Below are 4,984 nucleotides of genomic sequence, written 5' to 3' on the forward strand. Positions count from 1 at the left end.
GCGAACTGAAAGCGCAGCTTGAAACAGGTCTGGCGGGCATCGTCGAGCTTGGAGCGGATTTCTTCCGTCGAGAGGGCGCGAATATCTTCGGCTTTCATAGCCTACTCGCCTCCCGTCAGATCGGTCCGCTTGGCGAACTTGGTGCGGATTGCCAGCTTGTGCGAGGCCAGGCGCAGCGCCACGCGGGCGGCGTCTTCGGGAAGGCCTGAGATCTCAAACAGGATCCGCCCCGGCTTGACGACGGCTACCCAGTGATCGACCCCGCCCTTGCCCTTGCCCATCCGGGTCTCGGCCGGCTTCTGCGTCACCGGCTTGTCGGGGAAGATGCGGATCCACACCTTGCCCCGGCGCTTCATGTAGCGCACCAATGTGCGTCGGGTGGCCTCGATCTGGCGAGCTGTAACCCAGCCCGGCTCCAGCGCCTGCAGCCCGAACTCGCCGAAGTTGACTTCGACGCCGCGGGATTCCTTGCCCTTCATCCGGCCGCGCATCTGCTTCAGACGGCCGGGCATCACCCGTTTTGGCATCAACATCATCGCACCTCTTCGCCAGCCGGCACGCTACTCGCTGACATACACATCCATGGCTTCGATCTTCTCGGCTGCCTCGGGCACGGCGTCGCCGCGGTAGATCCACACCTTGACCCCGATGCGGCCATAGGTCGTCAGGGCTTCGGCCCGGGCGAAATCGATGTCGGCCCGCAGGGTCTGGGCCGGCACGCGCCCTTCGCGCATCCACTCACGCCGGGCCATCTCGATGCCGGACAGCCGGCCGGCGCACATCACCTTGATGCCCTTGGCGCCCTGGCGCATCGACTGGCTGACGGCACGCTGCATCGCCCGCCGGTGGCTGATCCGCCGCTCGAGCTGGCCGGCGATGTTCTCCGCCACCAGACGCGCATGCAGGTCGGGGTCCTTGATCTCGGCGATGTCCAGCTTGACCGCGGTCCCGGTCAGAGCCTGCACCGCCCGGCGCATTTCCTTAACATTGGCGCCCTTGCGCCCGATGACAATCCCCGGCTTGGCGGTGTGGATCGTCACATGGACGTTGTTCGGGAAGCGCTCGATATCGATGCGCGAGATCCCTGAGCGCAGGGCGGCCTTCAGAATCAAGTTGCGGATCCGGCCGTCCTCGTGCAACTGCTTGGCGTACGACTTGGGGTTGGCGAACCAGCGCGACTCCCAGGGCTTGTTGATGCCCAGTCGAAAACCAATCGGGTGGACCTTCCGTCCCATACTTGCTCCTCTCCCCTAGACCTACGACGCAGCCTGGCCGCGTTCGCGCAGCACGATTGTGATGTGCGAAGAACCTTTCTGAATCGGCTTGAACCGCCCGCGGGCCCCGAACCGGCGCCAGCGGCGCGTCGGACCTTCGTCGGCCGAGGCCGTGTGCACAAACAGGTCATCCCGGCTCAGGCCGAAATTCTGCTCGGCATTGGCTATCGCCGACCGCAGAACCTTGGCCACCGGATCCGACCCGGCGTTGCGGGTGAAGCGCAGCACTTCCATCGCCTCATTGGCCGGCCGACCCCGGATCATGTCCACCACCAGGCGGACCTTGCGAGTTGACACCGGGATGAAGCGGGCTACCGCCCTGACGTCTCTATGTTCAGCCATCTTCGCCTGCTACGCAGTTGTCGTCTTGGTGGTCTTGTCTCTCTGGACATGACCCCGGAAGGTGCGGGTCGGTGCGAACTCGCCCAGCTTGTGGCCAACCATGTTCTCGGTAATGTAGATCGGGACATGGCGCCGCCCGTCGTGCACAGCAACGGTGTGGCCGACCATCTGCGGGAACACGGTGCTTGCCCGGCTCCAGGTCCGCAGCACCTTCTTGTCGCCACGCAGGTTCATGATCTCGATCTTCTTCAGCAGCTTGGGCTCGATGTAAGGGCCCTTCTTGAGTGATCGCGACATTGTCCTCTTCCCTCATGCCTGGGAGGCGAATGCCTTCAGGCTAGCGGCGCTTCTTGGCGCGGCGGCGAATGATGTACTTGTCAGACTGTGTATTCCGCCGCGTCCGGTAGCCACGCGTCGGCTGCCCCCAAGGGGTCTTCGGGCCCGGCATCCCGGTCGGCTGCCGCCCTTCACCACCGCCGTGCGGGTGGTCGCGCGGCGACATGGCCGTGCCGCGCACCGTGGGCCGAACGCCCAAGTGGCGCTTGCGCCCCGCCTTCCCCAGCTTGATGTTGCTGTGGTCAGCGTTCCCCACTTCGCCGATCGTGGCACAGCAGGTCTGCATCACTCGACGAACCTCGCCGGAGGGCAGGCGGATCGAGGCGTAGGCCCCTTCCTTGCCGAGCAGCTGGGCCGCCGTGCCGGCCGAGCGCACCATCTGGCCGCCCTTGCCCTGCTGGAGTTCGATATTGTGCACCAGCGTGCCCAGCGGAATGCTCGAAAGGGGCAGGCTGTTGCCGGGCCGGATTTCGGCTTCGCTCCCCGCCATCAGCATGTCCCCGACTTTCAGGCCGTTCGGCGCCAGGATGTAGCGCTTCTCGCCATCGACGTAGTTCAGCAGTGCCAGGCGGGCGGAACGGTTAGGGTCGTACTCGATCGAAGCCACTCTGGCCGGGATGCCGCGCTTGTCGCGCTTGAAATCGACCTGGCGGATGTAGCGGCGGGCGCCGCCACCCTGGTGGCGCACGGTGATCCGGCCGGTGAAATCGCGCCCGCCCTTACGGCGCTTGATGATGATCAGCGAGCGCTCGGGCTTCTCCTTGGTGATCTCCTCGAAGGTGGCGCCGCTCATGCCGCGCCGCCCTGGAGACGTCGGCTTGTAGGTCTTGACGGCCATCACTTCACTCCTTCGAGGACGTCAATCTTCTGACCCTGGGCCAGCGTGACGATCGCCTTCTTGTAGCCGGGGCTGCGGACCAGCAAGCGTCGACTGCGACCTCGGCGCCCCTTCTTGGAGGGGGCATTCATCACATTCACCCGCACCACGTCAACGCCGAACAGCGTCTGTACAGCTTCCTTGATCTGCGCCTTGGTCGCCTTGCTGGCGACTTCGAAGGCATACTGTCCGAGCTTTGCGCTCTGGAAGTTCGATTTCTCGGTCACCACCGGGCGCCGGAGCACGTCATAGACCGTGATCATCTTGTAGTCCTCAATTCGCCAGGTGGTTGGAAATGGCATCCACCGCGCCGAGCGGCAGCAGCAGACGCTGGTAGCTGAGCAGATCGCGGACGTTCAAATAGGAGGCGCGCAGCGTCTTGACCGCCGGCAGGTTGCGGGCACTCCGCTCCACCGTCTCGTCCGAGTCCGCCAGAACGATCAGGACACTCGTCGGGCCGACCAGTCGCAGCAGCGCCGCCGCCATCTCCTTGGTCTTGGGCTGCTCCAACCGCAGTTCGTCCAGCACCACGATCTGCGCTTCCCGGGCCTTCACCGAAAGGGCCGAGCGCAGCGCCGCCCGCCGCATCTTGCGCGGCATTGACTGGCTGAAGTCACGCGGGCGAGGGGTGTGGGCCTTGCCGCCCTTGGCCCAGTTCGGCGCCCGAGTCGAACCCTGTCGGGCGCGGCCGGTGCCCTTCTGGCGCCACGGCTTGCGGCCGCCGCCCGAGACCTCGGCGCGGGTCTTGGTCTTGCGCGTCCCGAGCCGGGCGTTGGCCAGCTGCCGCACCAGCGCCTGATGCATCAGCTCGCGCTTGATCGGGGCCTCGAAGACGGCCGGAGGCAGCTCCACCGTCCGGACCTTCTCGCCCTGCATGTTCACGACATCTACCTTCATGGTCGACTCGCTCCCACTGGCCTATTGCTTCCGGGCAGCCTTGATGACCACCAGGCCTCCCCGCGGCCCGGGGATGCTGCCGTTGACCCCGAGCAGGTTGCGCTCGGTGTCCACCCACTCAATTCGCAGATTCTGCGAGGTCACGCGTTCCGATCCCATGTGCCCAGGCATGCGGGTTCCCTTGTATACGCGTCCCGGCGTCGAGGTCGAACCGATCGAACCGGGGGCCCGCTGGCGGTCCGATTGACCATGCGTCTTGGGGCCGCCGCTGAAGCCGTGGCGCTTGACGGCGCCCTGAAAACCCTTGCCCTTGCTGACGGCCACCACGTCCACGCGCTCGCCGACGGCGAAGACCGCGACGGTGACCTGGTCACCTTCGCTGACTTGTTCGTCCGGCTGGATGCGGAACTCGCGCAGGTGGCGCAACGGAGGCAGGTTGTTCTTCTTGAGATGCCCGAGCTCGCCGGCCGCCATTCGCCGGGGCTTGGTCTCGCCGAAGCCGAGCTGGACAGCCCGGTAGCCGTCGCGTTCCGGCAGCCGCACCTGGGTGACAAAGCATGGCCCAGCTTCGAGCAGCGTCACCGGCTTGGCGGCACCGGAGGCGTCGAAGATCTGGGTCATCCCAACTTTCTTGCCAATCAGCCCTTTCATACGCCGTCTCCTTGCTCATTCTTGTCGGGACTGTCAGCCTGGGCCAGGCTGCATCATCCCCGAACGCAGGGCAGTCTGCCAACCAGCCGGCGGAGTCGCCTCCCCACCCTCTGGCAGGCGCTTATCCTGCCTGAAAACCTGTCAAACTAGATCGTGATCTCGATATCCACACCCGCCGGCAGGTTCAGGCGCATCAGCGTATCGATCGTCTTGGAGTCCGGGTCCAGCACATCGATCAGGCGTTTGTGGGTCCGGATCTCGAAGTGTTCATGGCTGTCCTTGTCGATGAAGGTTGAGCGGCGCACCGTAAAGCGCTCGAGGCGGGTTGGCAGCGGAACGGGGCCCACCACCTTGGCGCCGGTGCGCTCCGCCGTCTCGACGATCCGCGCCGCGGATTGATCGAGAACACGGTGGTCGTAGGCCTTCAGCCGGATGCGAATCTTTTGCTTTGCCATGCAGCACCTATTCCAGAATCTCGGTGATGGCGCCGGCGCCGACCGTCAGGCCGCCTTCGCGGATCGCAAACCGCGACCCCTTCTCCAACGCCACCGGCGTGATCAGCTCCACCGTCATCTTCACGTCGTCCCCCGGCATCACCATCTCTACC

Annotated in this window: 10 protein-coding genes; all 10 read right to left on the reverse strand. The window is 65.2% G+C overall.

Annotated elements, in window-relative coordinates; translation table 11 throughout:
• Positions 1–101 precede the first annotated feature (101 nt).
• Positions 102–533, reverse strand: a complete 432-nt coding sequence (gene rplP, locus MUO23_14465) for a 50S ribosomal protein L16 (protein ID MCJ7514152.1) — start codon at positions 531–533, stop codon at positions 102–104.
• 27 nt (positions 534–560) lie between these two features.
• Positions 561–1,235, reverse strand: a complete 675-nt coding sequence (gene rpsC / locus MUO23_14470; GenBank protein ID MCJ7514153.1) for a 30S ribosomal protein S3 — start codon at positions 1,233–1,235, stop codon at positions 561–563.
• 21 nt (positions 1,236–1,256) lie between these two features.
• Positions 1,257–1,616, reverse strand: a complete 360-nt coding sequence (gene rplV, locus MUO23_14475; GenBank protein ID MCJ7514154.1) for a 50S ribosomal protein L22 — start codon at positions 1,614–1,616, stop codon at positions 1,257–1,259.
• Positions 1,617–1,625: 9 nt separating this feature from the next.
• On the reverse strand, positions 1,626–1,913 hold the full coding sequence (gene rpsS / locus MUO23_14480; GenBank protein ID MCJ7514155.1) for a 30S ribosomal protein S19: 288 nt from the start codon (positions 1,911–1,913) through the stop codon (positions 1,626–1,628).
• A 40-nt stretch (positions 1,914–1,953) separates the two neighbouring features.
• On the reverse strand, positions 1,954–2,790 hold the full coding sequence (rplB, locus tag MUO23_14485) for a 50S ribosomal protein L2 (GenBank protein MCJ7514156.1): 837 nt from the start codon (positions 2,788–2,790) through the stop codon (positions 1,954–1,956).
• Entirely contained in the window at positions 2,790–3,131 is a 342-nt protein-coding gene (gene rplW, locus MUO23_14490; protein MCJ7514157.1) for a 50S ribosomal protein L23, read from the reverse strand. The genes rplB and rplW overlap by 1 nt, the downstream gene beginning before the upstream one ends.
• Positions 3,103–3,726 (reverse strand): 50S ribosomal protein L4, encoded by a 624-nt coding sequence (gene rplD, locus MUO23_14495; protein ID MCJ7514158.1) that lies wholly within the window; start codon positions 3,724–3,726, stop codon positions 3,103–3,105. The genes rplW and rplD overlap by 29 nt, the downstream gene beginning before the upstream one ends.
• Before the next feature lie 21 nt (positions 3,727–3,747).
• On the reverse strand, positions 3,748–4,377 hold the full coding sequence (rplC, locus tag MUO23_14500) for a 50S ribosomal protein L3 (GenBank protein MCJ7514159.1): 630 nt from the start codon (positions 4,375–4,377) through the stop codon (positions 3,748–3,750).
• A 146-nt stretch (positions 4,378–4,523) separates the two neighbouring features.
• Positions 4,524–4,832, reverse strand: a complete 309-nt coding sequence (gene rpsJ / locus MUO23_14505) for a 30S ribosomal protein S10 (GenBank protein ID MCJ7514160.1) — start codon at positions 4,830–4,832, stop codon at positions 4,524–4,526.
• Positions 4,833–4,839: 7 nt separating this feature from the next.
• Positions 4,840–4,984 (reverse strand): elongation factor Tu (gene tuf, locus MUO23_14510; GenBank protein ID MCJ7514161.1); only part of this gene is annotated, 145 nt, incomplete at its 5' end.

It is taken from the genome of Anaerolineales bacterium, from assembly GCA_022866145.1.
GTDB lineage: Bacteria > Chloroflexota > Anaerolineae > Anaerolineales > E44-bin32 > PFL42.

What these genes read in the sequence shown, in the direction of transcription:
- rpsJ (MCJ7514160.1), bottom strand. Translation starts at nt 4,832, where the DNA reads ATGGCAAAGCAAAAGATTCGCATCCGGCTGAAGGCCTACGACCACCGT.
- rpsS (MCJ7514155.1), bottom strand. Translation starts at nt 1,913, where the DNA reads ATGTCGCGATCACTCAAGAAGGGCCCTTACATCGAGCCCAAGCTGCTG.
- rplV (MCJ7514154.1), bottom strand. Translation starts at nt 1,616, where the DNA reads ATGGCTGAACATAGAGACGTCAGGGCGGTAGCCCGCTTCATCCCGGTG.
- rplW (MCJ7514157.1), bottom strand. Translation starts at nt 3,131, where the DNA reads ATGCCATTTCCAACCACCTGGCGAATTGAGGACTACAAGATGATCACG.
- rplP (MCJ7514152.1), bottom strand. Translation starts at nt 533, where the DNA reads ATGTTGATGCCAAAACGGGTGATGCCCGGCCGTCTGAAGCAGATGCGC.
- rpsC (MCJ7514153.1), bottom strand. Translation starts at nt 1,235, where the DNA reads ATGGGACGGAAGGTCCACCCGATTGGTTTTCGACTGGGCATCAACAAG.
- rplB (MCJ7514156.1), bottom strand. Translation starts at nt 2,790, where the DNA reads ATGGCCGTCAAGACCTACAAGCCGACGTCTCCAGGGCGGCGCGGCATG.
- rplD (MCJ7514158.1), bottom strand. Translation starts at nt 3,726, where the DNA reads ATGAAGGTAGATGTCGTGAACATGCAGGGCGAGAAGGTCCGGACGGTG.
- rplC (MCJ7514159.1), bottom strand. Translation starts at nt 4,377, where the DNA reads ATGAAAGGGCTGATTGGCAAGAAAGTTGGGATGACCCAGATCTTCGAC.